The organism is Mesorhizobium sp. M0998 (assembly GCF_040318885.1).
Taxonomy (GTDB): domain Bacteria; phylum Pseudomonadota; class Alphaproteobacteria; order Rhizobiales; family Rhizobiaceae; genus Mesorhizobium.
Genome location: NZ_JAMYND010000003.1, coordinates 115722 through 132872 on the forward strand (window position 1 = coordinate 115722; position 17151 = coordinate 132872).

Annotated in this window: 14 protein-coding genes; all 14 read right to left on the reverse strand. The window is 63.2% G+C overall.

Going from position 1 to position 17151, the window contains the following annotated elements; all coding sequences use genetic code 11:
- Positions 1–9: 9 nt before the first annotated feature.
- The 14 genes from NKH59_RS03995 to NKH59_RS04060 all read right to left on the reverse strand — a co-directional run bounded on the left by NKH59_RS03995 (position 10) and on the right by NKH59_RS04060 (position 17146).
- Positions 10–474 carry a cupin domain-containing protein gene (locus tag NKH59_RS03995; RefSeq protein WP_353021047.1) on the reverse strand — a complete coding sequence of 155 codons (465 nt, stop codon included), beginning with the start codon at positions 472–474 and terminating at the stop codon, positions 10–12.
- Positions 475–677: 203 nt separating this feature from the next.
- On the reverse strand, positions 678–1553 hold the full coding sequence (locus NKH59_RS04000; protein WP_353021049.1) for an aldose 1-epimerase: 876 nt from the start codon (positions 1551–1553) through the stop codon (positions 678–680).
- Positions 1554–1558: 5 nt separating this feature from the next.
- A complete protein-coding gene (locus NKH59_RS04005; RefSeq protein ID WP_352684659.1) occupies positions 1559–2359 on the reverse strand; it encodes a FadR/GntR family transcriptional regulator in 801 nt (266 codons plus the stop codon).
- 2 nt (positions 2360–2361) lie between these two features.
- Positions 2362–3306, reverse strand: a complete 945-nt coding sequence (locus NKH59_RS04010) for an ABC transporter permease (protein ID WP_352540082.1) — start codon at positions 3304–3306, stop codon at positions 2362–2364.
- Positions 3307–3359: 53 nt separating this feature from the next.
- The gene (locus NKH59_RS04015) at positions 3360–4883 is read right to left on the reverse strand and encodes a sugar ABC transporter ATP-binding protein (RefSeq protein ID WP_352768608.1); all 1524 of its coding nucleotides are present in this window, start codon (positions 4881–4883) and stop codon (positions 3360–3362) included.
- Positions 4884–4977: 94 nt separating this feature from the next.
- Entirely contained in the window at positions 4978–5961 is a 984-nt protein-coding gene (locus NKH59_RS04020; protein ID WP_352470579.1) for a substrate-binding domain-containing protein, read from the reverse strand.
- Between the two features lie 30 nt (positions 5962–5991).
- Positions 5992–6768: an SDR family oxidoreductase gene (locus NKH59_RS04025; protein WP_353021051.1), complete on the reverse strand. Its 777-nt coding sequence runs from the start codon at positions 6766–6768 to the stop codon at positions 5992–5994.
- A gap of 5 nt (positions 6769–6773) precedes the next feature.
- The gene (dgoD, locus tag NKH59_RS04030) at positions 6774–7946 is read right to left on the reverse strand and encodes a galactonate dehydratase (protein ID WP_352470581.1); all 1173 of its coding nucleotides are present in this window, start codon (positions 7944–7946) and stop codon (positions 6774–6776) included.
- A gap of 207 nt (positions 7947–8153) precedes the next feature.
- Positions 8154–9659, reverse strand: a complete 1506-nt coding sequence (locus tag NKH59_RS04035) for an aldehyde dehydrogenase family protein (RefSeq protein ID WP_352470582.1) — start codon at positions 9657–9659, stop codon at positions 8154–8156.
- Positions 9656–10144, reverse strand: coding sequence for a (2Fe-2S)-binding protein (locus NKH59_RS04040; RefSeq protein ID WP_352470583.1), 489 nt, complete (start codon positions 10142–10144; stop codon positions 9656–9658). Before NKH59_RS04040 ends, NKH59_RS04035 begins: the two co-directional genes overlap by 4 nt.
- Positions 10141–13287 carry a molybdopterin cofactor-binding domain-containing protein gene (locus NKH59_RS04045; RefSeq protein ID WP_353021053.1) on the reverse strand — a complete coding sequence of 1049 codons (3147 nt, stop codon included), beginning with the start codon at positions 13285–13287 and terminating at the stop codon, positions 10141–10143. Before NKH59_RS04045 ends, NKH59_RS04040 begins: the two co-directional genes overlap by 4 nt.
- Positions 13284–14150, reverse strand: coding sequence for an aromatic ring-hydroxylating dioxygenase subunit alpha (locus NKH59_RS04050; RefSeq protein ID WP_352470585.1), 867 nt, complete (start codon positions 14148–14150; stop codon positions 13284–13286). The genes NKH59_RS04045 and NKH59_RS04050 overlap by 4 nt, the downstream gene beginning before the upstream one ends.
- A gap of 14 nt (positions 14151–14164) precedes the next feature.
- Complete coding sequence (locus NKH59_RS04055) at positions 14165–15538, reverse strand: amidohydrolase family protein (RefSeq protein WP_352540083.1); 1374 nt, start codon at positions 15536–15538, stop codon at positions 14165–14167.
- Positions 15539–15577: 39 nt separating this feature from the next.
- Positions 15578–17146 carry a GMC family oxidoreductase gene (locus tag NKH59_RS04060; protein WP_353021054.1) on the reverse strand — a complete coding sequence of 523 codons (1569 nt, stop codon included), beginning with the start codon at positions 17144–17146 and terminating at the stop codon, positions 15578–15580.
- Between the last annotated feature and the right edge of the window lie 5 nt (positions 17147–17151).

Here is a 17151-nt window from a genome sequence, read left to right on the forward strand (position 1 = left end):
CGAAGCCGTCTACTCTCTTGCCGGCCAGTCCTGCAGGAGCGTAATCCCAAACTTCGGCGCGGCTACTTTGAGCCGCTCGATATCGGCAGGCGTCGGCGGCCCGACCACCTCTCCCTTGCTGCGTTCATGGCCACCTTCGGCGAGAAACTGCTCGAACACACTTGGCGTGTCTATCAGGATATAGCGAACGAGCTGATTGCCGGGATTCATAAGCTGGTGCGGGATGCCCCGCTTCAAAAACATGCTCTCGCCGGGCGAGAGCGTTCGGACCACACCGTCCACAATTGCGGTCAAGTGCCCTTCGATGACGTAGACCGTCTCGTCGTCATTCGCATGAACATGGATTGGCGTTTTGGTGTGCCCGTCGCTTCTGTTTTCGAAGAGACCCAACAAGCCTCCCGTCTGTTCGCCGGAGACCAGTCGCTTCATGACGATGCCCGCGAGCACGAATTCTTTTGGTTCAACATCCGTCATTGGTCCAATCCTGCCAGGCACATTTGGTGGGCCGTCAAGCAGACGAGCTGCGCAGCGACATCCGGCAAACGTCGAACTGGCTCACGGGTTCCCGCTCGCCGGAGTTCCCTCTTCCCAAGCTCCGTTTGGACGAAAAGCCGGCTTCGTTGTCACCGGACATGCTGGCCGACATCCGCCAATTCGAGGGCGCCGCAGAGGACCGCCTAACTGACGGCAAAACTGCAACGGGCTGCTAGGCTCTCGCCGGGCCCAAGCACCGATAGTCCATTCCATTTGTCGATCGAACCCCGATTATGAGCATCGACAACATGACTGACCGGTTCAAAACAGAAGAAGTCGCTCTCGTCCGATGGCGAATAGACCAGGTAGAAATTCAAGGGCGATGAAGCTTCAATCCGCAGGCTGCAACTGTGCTCTGGCCAAGATATGGAGGCGACACCATCCCAGCCAGCGAACACATTGTTTATCCATCCGCTCGGCAAGGCGGCCGGGGCGCCGAAATCCCAGTCAGGATGGGTTTTGACATCCACATATCGTTCAGGGAGATGGTTGGGCCGTTCGAGGCAAACCTGTGATGCCGCGGCGTGAAGCGTGGTCAACGCTGTTCTCGGGAACCATGGATGGATGCCAAGCCCGAACGGCAATCTGATCGAGGCCCGATTGACGATGCGAAGTTTCAGCTCGAGCCCCTGTCCGGCCAGCGCGTAGCTCACCTCGGCGCGATATCGGTATGGGCCGGGCCCGTTGCTGATGAGCGACAGCTTTGCGTTGTCCTGCGTTACGCTGTCGACGTCCCACTCGCTCGAAAATCCATTGCCGTGAATGGGAAAGGGCTCGCGTGCAACATTGGCAGGCAGTTCGTGGAATTTGCAGTCGAATGTGAACCCGCCGCCCGAGATGCGATTTGACCATGGCAAAAGCAGGTTGCAGGCAAGGTCGAACGGGTTGCTGCTCCCGCCGTTCGGCCAAGGCCTGAAGAGCGGCACGCGTCCATGGTCCAGTCTCGCAAGACCTGCCCCAAGCGATGGGACGATTTCAGCAGACAGGTCTCCGCTTCTGATCTTGATCGTCCCGACCATCCGCTTCAGACGGTACTGGCCTTGGCAGCGGCGATCGGCTGTTGATGGCGGCCTTTGCGAGCCACTGCAAGAAGGTCGTTCGACGCGATCCCGATGAGCGCCTTCATCTGATCGTGTGCATCGTCGGCCCTCCGCATCCTGATTGCCTCCAGCACGTCGCCATGCGCGCTCAGCGTCTGCTGGTAATTAGCGGTGGCCGATGTGGTCAAGCGGAAGGAGAAGCTGAGGGCGGCCGCAAGCATATTGCCGAGATTGGCGAACACCGGGTTGCGGCTGGCACGCAGGATGGCCGTATGAAACCTGACGTCGGCATCGAGACACGCAGCGAGATCATCCTGCGGAGCAATGCGCATGGCTTCATAGGCCGCTTCGATGACCGCGAGATCGCCTGACGTCGCCATCTTGGCCGCAAGTTGGGCGGCAGCGGGTTCAATGACCAGCCGCGCCTCGATCAATCCTCGGACGAAATCGAGATCGGGCTCGATATCGCGCATCCATTCCAGAACCTGTGCATCCAGCCTGTTCCATTCGCTCGACACGCGCACACGCGTCCCGGCCCGCTTGCGCGCCTCGATCAATCCTTTCGCCGAAAGCGTCAGAAGAGCATCGCGAAGCGCGGTGCGGCTCGCCCCGTAGATAACGCAAAGCTCGGCTTCCGTCGGCAGGACGGAGTGCTGGGCGTAGGAGCCGGCGAGGATGCGCTGTCCGAGATCGCGTGCGATGCGATCCTTGAGCGATGACGTGGTGCCATCTGCGGCAGGAATGTCCTGCTTGCCTTGGCCAGTCGAAGCGATCGCCGCGTCCATCGTCATGTCCTGTTCAAGTGGTACTCGGCAATTACCACAGCAAGTATCAGCAGCGAGCCCTTGGCAAGCAACTGATAGAAGGTTGGCACGGACGTCAGTATCATTCCGTTGTTGAGGACGCCAATGATGGCGACGCCCAGCAGTGCGCCGACGATCGTGCCCTTGCCGCCCTGCAAGGCGCAGCCACCAAGAACGGCCGCTGTGATGGCCTCGAGTTCCAGGCCTTGGGATCCGGATACGGGCTGCCCGGAGCCGGTACGGGCAGCCAACAGAATCCCGGCCAATCCGGCCGCCACTCCACTCATGATGTAGATGCCGACGCGGTAGCGGTTGATGTCGATGCCGGAGAAGCGTGCGACAACGGGATTGCCGCCCAGGGCATAGATGTTGCGGCCAACGATCGAGCGGGCAAGGAAGAGATGGAACACGATCGCGGTCAGCAAGAGAATCCAGATCAGCAGAGGCAGGCCGAGGATTCGTCCGATCCCGATGAAGCGGAAAGTCTCGCTGAAAATCGCGATCGATTGCCCGTCGGACATGATGAACGCGATGCCGCGGAAGATCGCCATCGTACCGAGAGTCGCGATGACAGCGTTGACCCGCCCATAGGTGATGATGATGCCGTTCACGAGGCCGGCAAGACCGCCCAGGACCAGGCCGGCAAGAATGCCCGCGGCGGGTGATCCGGTGGCCTGGATGGCCATTGCCGTCGATACTGTGGTCAGACCGACAATTGCGCCGACGGCAATATCGAGCCCTCCGGCGACAATAACCACGGTCTGGCTCATCGCCAGAACGCCCAGGATGGTAATGCCTAGACCGATGTTCAGCAGGTTTCGGCTGGAGAAGAACACGTCGCCTCTCAGGGTGCCGAAAATGAGCACGAGAATGGCGAGAGCAACAAGAAGGCTTATGTTGTGAATGCCGATGCGCTCTGCGATGCGCAAGGAAGCGCGCCTTTTGCCGGTTTGCGTTGTTGCTGTCCTGAGCTCAAGGCTGTTCACTGAATTTGTCCTCCAAGCGATGCTGCAGATTGAGGCATGGCATGTCTCAGGATCGTGGCCTCGTCGATGTCAGGGCGGGAAAGTTCGGCCGTGATCCGGCCTCCAGCCATAACAAGCACCCTGTCGGCCAGCCCGATCAGTTCCGGCATTTCCGAGGAAATCAGGATTATGCCGATGCCGCTGGCGGCGAGTTCGTCGATCAGGCGATAGATTTCCGCCTTGGCGCCGATGTCGATGCCGCGGGTCGGCTCGTCGAGGATGAGAAGCATCGGCTGCCGCGCAAGCCAGCGCGCGAGAACGACCTTCTGTTGGTTGCCACCCGATAATTTCGAAACCTGTTCGTCGAGGTTAGGCGCCTTGATCGACATCTTTGCTGCAAGCGGTGAGACGATCTCCAGTGCCTTGCGCCGGTTGAAGAAGCCGAAGGTCGACGTTCTGTCGGGCACGCAAAGCGAGGCGTTATCAAGAATGCTTCGGAACAACAGCAGCGCCTCGTGCTTGCGGTCTTCTGGGGCAAAGCCGATGCCCGCCACGATCGCTGCATGCGGACTGTTGGGGCCAACGGGCACACCATTCATCGTTATGGTTCCGTCGAGGCGCCTATCATAGCCGACAATCGCCTTTGCCAGTTCGGATCGACCCGCACCCATAAGGCCGGCAATGCCGAGCACCTCGCCACGGCGGACCTTGAGGCTCACATCGGTGACGTGATCGGTGGTCAGGCCCGCCACCTCCAGCAACGGTTGCCCCGATTGCCACGTCTCGCGCGTAAACAGATCGGCTATGTCGCGGCCCACCATGAGCTTGGCTATGGTCTGCTCGCTGGCACCGGCAGCGGGGGAATCATCGACCAGCCGGCCGTCCCGCAACACGACAATGCGATCCGCAAGGTCGATGACCTCGTTCAGCCTGTGAGAGATGTAGACGATCGAAGTGCCCTCGCCGCGCAGCCGGCGAATTACTGAAAACAGACGGCGCGCTTCGTCGTCGGTCAGTGACGAGGTCGGCTCATCGAATGCGATCAGCCGGCCGCCGGCACGTATGGCGCGCATGATTTCGATCATCTGGCGCTGTGCCGGACCGAGTGTGCTGCAGAGTTGACGCGGCAGCATATCCTGCTGCATGCCGAAGGTCGCAAGCACCTTATCGGTCTGGTCCTCGAGCCTGTGCCAGTCGAGCAGGACGCCTGCCAGCCGCGGCAGTTCGCCGACGAAAATGTTCTCGGCCACGGTCAGGTTCGGAACGATCTCCGGCTCCTGATGGATGACGCGTATTCCGGCTCTGTGGCTGTCGCGCGGTTCGCTGAAAACGATCGGCGTGGAGCCATGCAGCACGGTGCCGGTGTCCGGTGCGAACACGCCCTCGAGAATTCGCATCATTGTCGACTTGCCGGCGCCATTCTCGCCAACCAGGGCAAGCACCTCTCCTGGCCGAAAGGCAATCGAGACATTGTCGAGCGCCTGCACGACGCCGAAGCGCTTCGATATCCTGTCGAGCGAGAAGAAATCCGATTGCGTCAAAAGCTCACTCCCGAGGATCGATCCCGTGTGCCCGTCGACGAACTGCCGGCCCAAAGAGCGTCATGCGCACTGCGGCGCATGACGCATATCTGGTTCAGTGGCAGAGCTTGGCTTTGTAGTCCGACGCAAAATTGTCGGCGGTGATGTATTCCGGGTCAGTGAAGGATTGAACGGGAAGCTTGGTTCCGTCCTTGATGGAGGCCAAGAGAATCTTCACCGCCAGCGCGCCATGATTTTCCGAATTGAGCCACATCGTACCACGGAACGCCGAGGGCTTTCCGGATCCGAAGGCATCGCAGGCGCGGCTCCCGTCGATGCCGATCCCCATGCCCTGGTCTGCGGAATAGCCAGCATTCTCCAGTGCTCGCGCACCACCCAGCACGCCGTCATCGTTGCATGAATAGAATATCCAGTTCGTGACGCTGGGATTGGCCGTCAGTGTGGTGGTCATCACGTCGATGGCGTTGACCATCGTGTTGTCGTAGGGGACGCGAACGATGTTGCCCGGCTTGAAATCGGGCACCGCCTTCAGGAACGCTTCTTCCGCGCCCTTGTTGCGCTGCATGCAGGTATCGGCCTTGCGGTCCTCGATCGAGGCGATGCGCACCTCTTTGCCCGCCCAGCCTTCAGCCTTGTAGAGCTTGGCAAGCTCTTCGCCCACCCGCGCACCGATATTGTAAGCATTCATGCCGACATAGGGGACCTGGGTGCCATCCTGGTAGTAGATATCGTCGTCCACCGCCACCAAGGGAATTTTTGCGGCCTTTGCTTTCTCCGCGATGACCGGTCCCAGTGCCTTGTCGGGGACAACGATGGCGATGCCTTTCACGCCATCGCCGACCATCGTATCGAAGGTCGTGATCGTCAAATTGGCGTCGAACTGAACGTCCTGCGACACGAACGCGGCCCCTGCCGCCTCAGCCGCTTTCTTGGCGCCGCCGACTTCGGCGACGAACCATGGGTGGTCTCCCATCTTGTTGATGTAGCCGATCTTGATGTCGTCTGCGCTTGCTGCGCCACTCATCAGTCCGGCAGCCAGTACCGCAAATGTCGCCAAAGCCTTTGTTGTGGTTTTCATGAAGATCCTCCCTGAGCTCAATGGTGGTTGCTAGTCGTGGTAGAGAACCGAGCGCCCACCATCGATGGTGATCGTCTCGGCATTTATGAACGGCGCTTCGTCCGAAGCGAGGAAAACCGCCGTCATTGCAACCTCGTCCGGCCGGCCAATTCGCTTGGGCGGATGGAGGTCGTAGGCTCGCCGCTTCTCCTCGGCGGGGTTCGGGAATGTGTTCCAGTAGGCTTCCGCGATCGGCGTCTCGATATAACCGGGGGCGATCGCGTTCACCCGGATACCGCGTGCGGCATATTCGATGGCCAGCGAACGGGTCAGGCCCAAAAGTGCATGCTTGGCGACCGGATACGGGAACGTATGGGGAATGATCTGGAAGGCGTGGCAACTCGCTATGTTGACGATGGACCCCGAGCCCTTCGCCAGCATCGTCGGCAAAACCGCCTTGGCGCAGAACCACGCGGCCTGGAGGTCGAGCTTGAGGCAGCGCTCCCATTCCTCATCCGGCATCAGCAATGGTTCGTAGAAGACATTGGCACCGGCATTGTTGACCAGAATGTCGACGCCGCCATAGGCCGTGATCGTGCGGGCGACCATGTCCGCGACCGCGGATGTGTCCGTGACATCCGTCTCGACGAACAATACGTCGGCGCCTCCGGCACGCAATTCGTCGGCGACCGCTTTGCCGCTTGCCGCATTCAGTTCGGCAATGACGGTCTTTGCCCTATGTGTTGCAAAGGCGCGGGCGGTGGCGGCACCTATGCCTTGGCCGGCGCCCGTGATGATTGCGATCTTTCCTTGCAGCCGGCCTGCCATTGCATTCACCAGTCGACCACGGTGCCGTCCGGCATGACGGCATTGCGGGCATGCAGCACTTCCTGCTTGAAGGGGTGACGCGCGATGACGTCCTCATTGACGGTGACGCCAAGGCCCGGCAGATCGGGCAGGTCCCAGCGGCCTGGTTTACGCCGAATTGGCCAGGTAACGACGTCGTCGTACCAGGCGACGGCACCGGACATCTCCTCCTGAATGACGACGTTTGGCGTCGATATGCCGAAGTGAAGAGCAGCGACGCCAGCGATCGGACCGAGCGGGTTGTGCGGCGCAAGGCCGATGCCTGCCGTTTCCGCCATGGCCGCGATCTTCTTTGTCTCCAGCAGACCGCCAGTGTGGCAAATATCAGGCTGGGCAATGTTGAAGGCACGGGCTGCGATCGAGTGCGTGAATTCGCGACGCCCGATCAGCCGCTCGCCGGAAGCGATCGGCACGGCCGATCGCGCCGTGATATGCGCCAGTCCGGCAACATCTTCGGGCGGCACGGGTTCTTCCGCGAACATGATGCGGGCCGGCTCGATTGCTCTGAGGTAGTCCATCGCAGCGTTAACGGATGCAGGGCGTCCATGGAAATCGACCATGATGTCGATGTCCGGACCTATGGCCTCGCGAAGTGAGCCAACCATGTTGGCGACAGAATCAACGGCTTTCGCAGGCGATGCGTAGTGGGTGTAGGGAATGCAGACGACCTTGACCGCATCGTAGCCTGCCTGCGTCACGATGCGTCCGCGTTCCACGATCGCGTCCGCGGATCCGGTCTCATAGACCGCCTTCATGTCTCCGAGGCCGAGATGCGTATAGGTGCGCAGATAGTCGCGAACCTGTCCGCCCAGAAGGCGCCAGACGGGGACGCCCAATGACTTGCCCAGGATGTCCCAGAGCGCGATCTCGATGCCGCTGACGGCAGACATTCCCTCGACGCCAAGACGCCAAAATCCGTGGCGCGTAAGTATCTGGTAGCACTGCTCCACGTTGCGCGGATCCTGCCCGATGAGCAGGGCCTCAAGGTCCTGAAGCGCCCCAACGACGGCTCGGGTCTTCCATTCCAGCGTTGCCTCACCCCAGCCAAACAGCCCGGGCTCGTCGGTTTCGACCCGGACGAAGACCCAGTTGCGCATCTCCGCATTGCAGACGCGCGCCTTGATGGCCGTGATTTTCATCGGTCCTCCCAGACCTGCCGCCTTTTTTCGATGGCAATATGTATGATTTATTACGGATAATATGGACGAGTCAAGCGCAACGTCGATGTGGACCAGCGCCGCCAAGGGACTGGTCCTCAGGAGGATCCGAGCAATTTTCGATCAATCCTTGTCCGCCGATGGAGGGCTGTCAGCCTCCGATCCGCGAACATCGCGGAAAAGGCGCGGCTAAATCACCGCGCAGACCGTTTTCGTCTCGAGATAGTTCTCCAGGCCCGGTGCGCCGTTCTCATAGCCCCAACCGGATTGCTTGTGGCCGCCCTTCGGCAGTTCCGGCGAGAAGTAGGAATGGCAATTGATCCAGACGGTGCCCGACCGGATACTTGCGGCAAGGCGATGCGCAGTGGATAGGTCGCGGGTCCAGACGCTTGCGGCGAGGCCGTAGGGCGAGTCGTTCGCAAGGCTTATCGCCTCCGCGACATCGTCGAACGGTGTCACGGCAACGACTGGGCCGAAGATTTCCTCGCGCATCATGCGCATGTCCGGGCGCACGCCGGTAACCACGGTCGGCTCGAAGAAGTTGTCGAAGCGCCGGCCGCCGGCGATGATCTCGGCGCCGCTGGAAGCACCATCGCCGACGTAGAAGGCGACGCGCGCAGCCTGGGTCCCGTTGACCAGCGGACCAAGGTCGGTATCCGGGTCAAGCCCGTGTCCGAGACGCAGCTTTCGCGCTTCTTCCGCCAGCCCCTCCGCCAGACGGTCGTAGATCGAGCGATGCGCATAGACACGCGAGCCGGCGACGCAGACCTGGCCGGCATTGGCGAAGATCCCCCGAGCCACTCCGGGGATTGCGAGCCCCATGTCCGCATCGGGCATGATGATGGCCGGCGACTTGCCGCCCAGCTCGAGCGTCAGCTTCTTCAGATTGCCGCGCGCTGCGGAGACGATCATCTTTCCGACTTCCGTCGAGCCGGTGAAGGCGACCTTATCGACATCGGGATGTGCAGCCAATGCTGCGCCCACGGTTTCACCGAGACCGGTCACGATATTGACGACGCCGTCCGGCAAGCCGGCTTCGATCATCAGTTCGCCCAGCCTGAGGGCGGTGAGCGACGTTTCCTCAGCTGGCTTGAGCACGATCGTACAGCCGGCGGCAAGCGCCGGGGCGAGCTTCATCGAGGCCATAAGCAGCGGCGAATTCCAGGGCGTTATGGCAGCCACGACACCGATCGGCTCTCGCACCGTGTAGGCGAAAATCTTGCTGCCCACCGGTTGGTAGCTGATGGAGGTGGGGATGGTCGTGCCGAGGATTTTCGTGGCAAAACCGGCAAAATAGCGGAACTGCTCGGCCGAGGCGGGAATCTCGGCGAAGCGCGAGGTCTTCAGCGACTTTCCTTGGTCAAGCGTCTCGAGTTCTGCAAGCTCATCGGCATGGCGTTCAATCAGGTCGGCGATGCGCCATAGCAGCTTGCCGCGTGCCGACGGTGTCATGTCGCGCCAGCTCTCGCCTTCGAAAGCAGCACGCGCCGCAGCAACGGCGCGCCCGGCGTCATCGGCTGTGCCTTGCGCCAGCAGCGCGAGCGTGTCGCCATTCGCAGGATCGGTCGCGGGCAAGGTTGCGCCATCGCTGGCGTCGCACCAGCCGCCGCCGATCAGGTGCCGCATTCTGGGTTTGGCCAGGAACGCCTCGACGCCTGCGTGCCTGGCTGCACCGTTTCGAATGATGACCGTCATGTCCGTGCTCCGCAAGCGAACGCCTCGACCGCCGCGAGGGCACCGCGGATGATGGAATGATAGCCGGTACAGCGGCAGATATTGCCTTCGAGCGCAGTGCGGATCTGAGACTCGTCTGGAGCCGGATTCTCCAGCAGCAGAGCGGTCAGCGCAACAGTAATGCCGGGTGCGCAGTAGCCGCACTGGAAGGCGTTTTCGGCCGCCAGAGCCTGGCGCAGGACAATGGCTTCGGGAAGGTCGTCGAAACCCTCCGGCGTGATGATGGTGGCCCCGTCGAGTTGCCACGACATGAGCAGACAGCCATTGACCGCGCGATCGTCCATCAGCACGGAACAAGCGCCGCAGCGGCCGATGCCGCAAGCCATCTTGGCGGCAGTCATGCCGAAATGATCGCGCAGCAGGTCGATCAGGCGCAACTCGGCGGGCACGGCCAGCGCCTGGCGGCAGCCGTTGAGGTTAAAGGTAATCGCGATCTCGCCACTCACGCTGCACTCCTCTGCAGGGCGTCGAGTACCCATTCAGGATCGACCGGGAGGCGCTCGGGCCAAGCCCCTGTGGCGTCCGCAATCGCGTTGACGACGGCTGGCGACACGGCACCAATGCCAAGCTCACCAACTCCGCGCGGGCCGAACGGGTCGTCCTCGTCCAGATCCTCCAATGCGAAGGTCGCGAAGCTTTCCGGCGTGTCGGCAATGCCTGGCAGCATGTAGAAGTCGAGGTTGCCGGCAAGATACCGGCCATCCCGCATCGCCGCGTCCTCAGTGAGGGTGAAGCCCAGCCCCTGGACGCCGCCGCCTTCGATCTGGCCAAGATAGGCGGCGGGATCGAGCATCGGTCCGGCCGCGGTGTGCTGATGGAGGTCGAGCACACGTACCTGTCCGGTGATGCGGCTCACGGCAACGCGCGCCAGTGTCGCGCCGAAGGCGAAGATCAGGCGTGCATTGCCTTCCAGATAGTCCGATTTCGGAAACTCGAAGCTGACGGCAGCAGCTGGCAGCCGGTCGGGAGGCAACGCCTCGGCAAGCTCGGCGAAACTCATGAGCAGTGAGCCGCTGTTGGAATGTCGCTCGACGATACCGCCGGTTGCCAGCGCCAGCGTCCCGGCTTCGCGGCAAAGCAGCTGGCCCGCTGCTGCCAGCAGGTCGCGCGTAAAAGGTGGTGCGGCGACTGCCGCGACCCGCCAAACCACGTGAGTGCCGCGCGAGGCGGTGGAGGAGCCGGATTCGGGCGTCGCCGCCGTATCACCGGTGACCGGCCGGACATCGTCGCGGCCGCAGCCGAGCGCTCCGGCGACCGCGGCCTTCACCGAGGTGAGCAGGCCTTGTCCCATCTCGTCCAGGCCATAGAGCGCTTCGATCATGCCATCCGGAGCCAAGCGCAACGCGCCTCCGGCCGGGTCCGGCGGCAGCGTGCCTAGTCCATTGCCTTGATAGTTCATCGCCATCCCGACGCCGATCGTCTCAGAGCCGTCGAACGACGGACCACGCGGCTTGGCCCAGATCGGGTCAGCAGCGGCGGCTTGCAGCATCTCGGCCAGACGTTCGGACGGCGCGACCTGCTGGCCGAGATGGCCTCGCGTGCCAGGCTCGCGCAAATTGCGGCGCCGTATCTCGATAATGTCGATGCCGGGGGCTTCGGCCAGCCGGTCCAGCTGGCACTCTACCGCGAAGGCCATCTGGTTGGCACCGAAGCCACGAAACGCGCCGCAGACGCCGTTATTGGTATAGGCGAGCCTGCCCGAGCTGAGGACGTTGGGAACGACATATGGCCCGCAGGCGTGTTCGAGCGCCGTCTCAAGCACGCCCGGACCGAGCGACGCGTAGGCGCCGGCATCCGCGATCACATCCACCTGTTGGGCGAGCAGACGACCCTCGGCGTCGCAGGCGGTGCGCATATGGATGTGCATGGCATTGCGCTTGGTACCCGCGATGACGGATTCCGCCCGGTCGAGATGCAGCCGCACGGCGCGTCCGGTCTTCAGCGCCAGCAGGGCCAGGGCCGGCTGCACGGTCAGCTCGTCCTTGCCGCCGAAAGCGCCGCCAGTCGGGCTGGTGACCACCCGTATCCGCTCTTGCGGCATACCGAGGATGCGCGAGAGCTGCATGCGGTCGCGGCGGCCATGCTGCCCACCGGCAAAGACGTTCAGGGTACCATCCGTGCCGACGAAAGCGTAGCCGCCCTCCGTCTCCATAAAGCCGTGCATCTGGCTCGGCGTTTCGTAGACAGCCTCGACGATATGAGCTGCCTTGGCAAAAGCCGCGGCGGCATCGCCACGCGTGAACTCGAAGCTGCACTGCAGATTGCCTGAGGCGTGGACCGGCTCGGCCCCAGCGGCGAGTGCCTGTTGGGGATCGCTCACAATTGGCAGCGGCTCGTATTCGACGCTGACGAGAGCAAGCGCGCGTTCGGCCGTCCGTGTGTCAACAGCGGCAACGGCAGCAACAGCGTCGCCGAAATAGCGGACCTTGTCGAAGCACAGTGCCGGCTGATCCTGCACGACAATGCCGAAGGCATTGCTGCCGGCAATGTCGCGGTGCGTTACAACCGCCGCGACTCCTGGCAGCGCCTCGGCCGCGCTCGTATCGATGGAAACGATCCTTGCATGGGGAATGCCGGCACGCCGAATGCGCCCGACCAGCATGGCGGGCTCGCGACGGTCGGTCAGGTATTCGAGCCTGCCTGCGATTTTCGGCGCAACGTCCGGCCGCTGGTGCCAGCGTGCGCCGATCTCCGATCGCGACACGAGAATTTCGGCAGGTGGATTTCCGGACGGCACGGTCCGCCGGCGCGGCGAATGTGCTCCTTGGGACAACTTTCCGCCGAGCCCGAAGACCAGCGCATTCGCCACGACACTGCGCCGATAGCGGTCGGACCGCCATGCATCATCGATCGCCGGCGCCTCTTCGAGAATTGCGGCGTGCAGCTCGGCCCAATCGATCTCTTGGAGGCGCCGGCCGATGAGCAGCGCTTCGGCGTGACCGAGACGGGCTGCTTCCCCGCCGCCGCTGGCCGCGAGCCGCGCGATCGTGACACGATCGTCCGCCGTTTCGATCAACCCGGCGACACCGGCCACGCTTGGGGTGAAGGCGGCGCGCAGGCCGACTTTGCGATGGGTCCAGCGAGCGGCAGGCTGCGGTGGAACGATGACCGTCTCAATGAGGCCCGCTGACGGTGCGTCGGCCAACCATTGCGCGAGCGGCACGACGGCGCGCCCAGCCGGTGAGACGATCTCCAGCTTCGCATCGATCGCGAGCAGGGCCGGCAGAAGGCAACCCGTGCCCCCCGCGACGTTGCCGCCCAGCGTTGCGAGATTGCGGACGGCGGGTCCCGCCGTGGCGCGGCCTGCGGCTGCGAGCAGAGGCAAAGTCTCGCCTATCGCCCGGTCACGCTCCAAGGCACCCAGGGTCGTCAGTGTGCCGATCCGAAACCCGTCGCCGGCCAGTTGGATGCCCTTCAGGCAGGCGATACGGCCGATGTCGATGAGGCGCCGCGGCTTTGGCAGGCCCTTCGCCCAGCCGAGCTGCAGCGCCGTGCCCCCGGCGACCAGTTGCGACGCGCCCTCGCCTGCCAATGACAGCGCCTCGGCAACGGAGGTCGGGCGAAGCACCTGGAGACCCGATTCGGTCATGTGGCTCTCGCGGTCGTGCCGAAACGGATGCCTTTTTCCTTCAGCCAGCGGCGGTAGGCGATGGAGGACCCGTCGGCGCGGGTCGGGATTTCCATCCGCGGCTCGAGTGGAAGGCGCAGCGGCCGCTGGTTCTCCACGATGATCCGGTCTTGCAGGAAGATGACCTGTTCGAAGTTGAGCAACGCCGTCTGCGTCGAAGCCGAGTCGACGAGATACATGACCGGCTGGGCGCGGCAGCGGTCTTCCTCGATGGGCTGGATGAACAGCGCGATTGCGTCGAGCCGGTCCGGCGCCACGGGGCACACGCGATAGAGCATCACCACGAATGGGCTCGGCACGCGATAGGTCAGATGCACGAACGCGCCGGAGCTTTCCGTGGCGGCAATGCGCGGCTGGAAAAACGTGCAATTGGTCGCCCAGACCTCGTCTACTTCGCGACGTATCTCGCTCAGATAGGCCGGTACTTCCGTGTGCGGCTCCGAGCCGAGAATGTCGGTATGCACGAAGGGGAAATGCGCCATGTCGAGGAAGTTCTCTACGACACGCAAACCCGACGCCCGCATCGTCACCCAGCCGCAGGGCACGTAGCGGCGGTCGGGTTCCGATGCCTCGGCGATCTCGAAGATTTCCTTCCCGGGCAGGCCCAGCGTCGTCCAGACGCAGCCGTAGCGCTGCCGGACGGGCAGCGCGGGGCCGCGGTTGCCGTCGTCCAGGACCTCCCGAACCGTGATTTCGCCCGTGATGTCACGGACCAGTTCGATGTCCTGGCCGAGCAGCCGCGTATGGCTCGGCGCGCCATCCAGGTCGGCGACCGTCTCCACCGCGTACCAATCGTCCAGTGCCGCCCTGTCCGTCGTCTTCATGACCGGGGCTCGCCTTATTGAGTCCATTGCAGGCTGCCGCCGGAATTCTGGGCAAGGAAAGCGGCGCGCCGGGCGAACAGGCCAGGCGCGACGCGATGGATTTCGGCGATGATCTCGCGCAGGTCGCCGGTGCGCAGCGCGCCGTCCTCGGCCAGGATCTCGCCATCGACCATCGTCAAAGACACGTCGCTGCCGCGCACGGCGTGGACAAGATTGTGATGGAAGTTGAAATAAGGTCCGTCGCGGAAGACCGGCGTCATGCGCGGCGTATCGGTGCGGACCGCGATGATGTCGGCGCGCTTGCCGACTTCAATCGAGCCGATCTCGTGGTCGAGACCGATCGCCCTGGCGCCGAGAATGGTGGCCATGCGCAGCACCTGCCAGCTATCCATGGCGGCGGCGTCGAAGTCCTTCAGCTTGCCCAGCAGCGAAGTCACCTTCATCTCTTCGAACATATCGAAATTGTTGTTCTCCTTCTCGCCGTCGGTGCCGATCCCGACAGGCACGCCGGCCTTCAGCATCTCGGCCACCAACGCGATGCCGCTTGCCAGCTTCATGTTGGAAACAGGATTGTGGGCCACCGAAACGCGGCGCTTGGAAATAAGCTCGATCTCTTCCCGATCGAGCCAGACGGCGTGGGCGATCATGGCGCGCGGCGTTTCGAAGAAGCCAAGGTCGTCCAGCGCGAACATCGGGCGTTTGCCGTAGCGCCGCTTAAATTCCGCGATCTCGATCTCGGCCTCGCTGCAATGCGTGTGGAAGCCGGTGTCGTGTTTCCTTGCGAGTTCGATCGCCCGGCGTTGGCCGGTTTCGTCGGCATAAAACAGATGCTCCAGCCCGACCCACACATTGATACGGCCGCCCGCCTTGCGATGCCAGCCCTCGATCATCGCCTCGTTCATGTCGAGCGTGTCGAAGTAGTTGTAGTCGGGATGCTCGCCGACGTAAGGCACGGCGACCAGGCGGTTGCCGATCGCCTCGGCCGCCCTGGCGCTGCCTTCCATGAACCGCCACATGTCGACGACGGTGGTCGTGCCGCCGAGCACGGATTCCGCGTAGCAGAGCCACGATGCCGCCTCGGCCTCGTGCGGCTGCAGCACGCGATGCATCGGATTGATATGGAGCGTCAGCCAGTCCCAAACCGGCAGGTGCTCCGCCGTGCCGCGCAAAAAACCGGAATGCGCATGCGCATTGACCAGCCCAGGCAAAAGCACCGCATTGTCGAGTTTCTTCACGGCCACGGCCGGATACGCAGCGCGCAATGCTGCGAGTGCGCTGACCGCGGCGATACGACCATCCTCGACCAGCACGGCGCCATCAGGCAACGCGTGGTTATCTTCATCCATGGTGAGCAGCGTGTCGGCAGCAAGGATGAGGCTTTGGGTCATCGCGGGTACCCCGTGTGCGGTCCGTCGGTCATGACATCCTCAAGCTGCCGCCGCGAGCAGGAAATCGGCGGCGCGCTCGCCGATCATCGTGGCGGGCGCGTGGGTATTGCAGGTCGGGATCGTTGGGATCACCGAGGCATCGGCAACGTGCAGACCGTCCAGCCCGTGCACGGCGAGACGGCTGTCGACGACGGCCATCGCGTCCTCGCCCATCTTGGCTGTTCCGCAGGTGTGGAAGAACGTCGTGCACGCCTCGCGGATGAAGGCGATTGTCTCGGTGCGGGTCAGTCGGCGGTCAGGTGCGGCAAAGTTGCGGAAGACACCGGCGTTCGCCCTTGCAGCCGCCATCTCCATCACCATCTCGATCGCAGTGACCATGGCGTCGAGGTCTTCCGGTTCCGCCAGAAAGTTCGGTTGGATTTCGAGCGGCCCGCCGGGCTTGCCGTCGAGCAACTTCAAGTGCCCGACGCTCTTCGAGCGCATCAGGCCCGCACCGAAGGAAAAGACATCGCCGGATAGATCGTAGCGCGCGCGGATCGCCGGTTCGGCGCTGTTGCCCTGGACGGGGAAGGCATGCAGGTCGGGCTGCGGCAGGTCCGGCCGCGACTTCCAGTTGACCATCGAGCCACCGCCATTGCCCACTATCGGTCCGATCGGTCGTTTCGCGCGGAAGACGCAGGCCTGCGCCAGCGGATGGTCCTGAAGATTCCTGCCGACACCCGGCAGGGCGCGAACGAGCGCAATGCCAAGGCGCTGCAGTTCGATCGGATCGCCGATGCCCGACAGCATCAGCAGGCGTGGCGTGTCGATGGCCCCGGCCGCGAGCACGATGCTCTTTTGCGCGCGCGTTTCGCAGATTTCGCCGCCGACGAGGTGCTTGACCGCGACGCATCGGCTGCCTTCGACCGTCAGGCCGATGGCCGCGGATCCGGTCAGCACCGTCAGCATCGGGTGATCCAGGATCGGCACGAGATAGCCCGTCGCCGAACTCCAGCGCTTGCCGTCGCAGATGTTGAAATTCGCGGCCGCCGCCCCCTCGTTGCTGGGGCCGTTCGGATCGTCGATTACGGGGATGCCGATCTCGGCCGCGCCATCGATCAGCGCATGCGCGACCGGGTGCAGTGCCGCCGGCCGCTCGATGTGGAGCGGACCGCCCGCCCCGCGAAACTCGCTTGCACCGTCGCGCCAGTCCTCGCAGCGCCGGAAATAGGGCAGCACGTCGGCGAAGCTCCAGCCCTTGGCGCCGCCAGCCTCCCAGGCATCGTAATCTTGCGGATGGCCGCGATACCACATCATCGCGTTGATGGCGCTTGAGCCGCCAAGCAGGCGCCCGCGCGGGATGCCGATGGTACGCCCATTCACCCTCAGTGTCGGAGCATAATCATAGCCCCAGTCATAGGTGCTGCGGCCAAGCGGCACCCACTTGCCGGGGTCCTCGATCTCTTCGAACCCAAGACCCGTCGGGCCGGCCTCGATCAGGAGGACGTCGGCGCCGGCATCGACCAGTCGCCGCGTCACCGCACAGCCACCGGAACCCGAGCCGACCACCACGTAATCGTAGCTGCGTTTCAGTGCGCGTCGGGGGACGACAGGTCCGAGGGTGCCCATGATCT